Source organism: Pseudomonas sp. 50_B, from assembly GCF_017491625.1.
In the GTDB taxonomy this organism is placed as follows: Bacteria; Pseudomonadota; Gammaproteobacteria; order Pseudomonadales; family Pseudomonadaceae; genus Aquipseudomonas; species Aquipseudomonas danubii.
The window spans coordinates 1-559 of sequence record NZ_JAFGYX010000076.1 but is presented as its reverse complement, the minus strand read 5'-3'; the positions used below and the strand labels follow the sequence as shown (position 1 = coordinate 559).

Below are 559 nucleotides of genomic sequence, written 5' to 3'. Positions count from 1 at the left end.
CCCGAGCTACACGCATGGGTGGGCAAACGAGAGCTCCGCGACGCAACTCGCAGGCAAGAATTTCACTGCGAACATGGTCGTCGAAGCGGTTCTCGCCGGCACCGAAACGATGGGTGGCGCGCTAAAGGACGCAGTCGATCTGGACGGCTCCGCAACGCTGACTTTCGCGTTCGGCCTCTAACCGTCTCAAACTGATGTTCGGGCACGATCGATGCGCCCGAACATCGATCGTGTTTCGCGGCTGATTACAGCCCACTATCCCCCGCGACTCGTTAAAACACAAAAAGCATAAGAGACGGTCGCCCCAACGTACCGGATACCACACATACGATCGCACTCGTTACAAAACGAATCATCCCAATTCAACAAAATCCCATCCAACCTTAAATACATCAAATTTCCCATGAAACCAAAAATCACATTTTACGCAATTTCAATTATCATCGCGCAACTTTGGTCGGCTAATATTCAAGCCGATACACCAAACTTGGATCTCATGGTCAAGGGCACAATTGACGTGCCGAGCTGCACTGTCTCCGTTGCGAACAACGGCATATAC

At 51.5% G+C, this 559-nt stretch carries 1 protein-coding gene; it reads left to right on the top strand.

All coding sequences use genetic code 11. The features are described from left to right. Window positions 1–181: hypothetical protein (locus tag J5M73_RS30955; protein WP_207816859.1), on the top strand; the 181-nt coding region annotated here is incomplete at its 5' end. Window positions 182–559 lie beyond the last annotated feature (378 nt).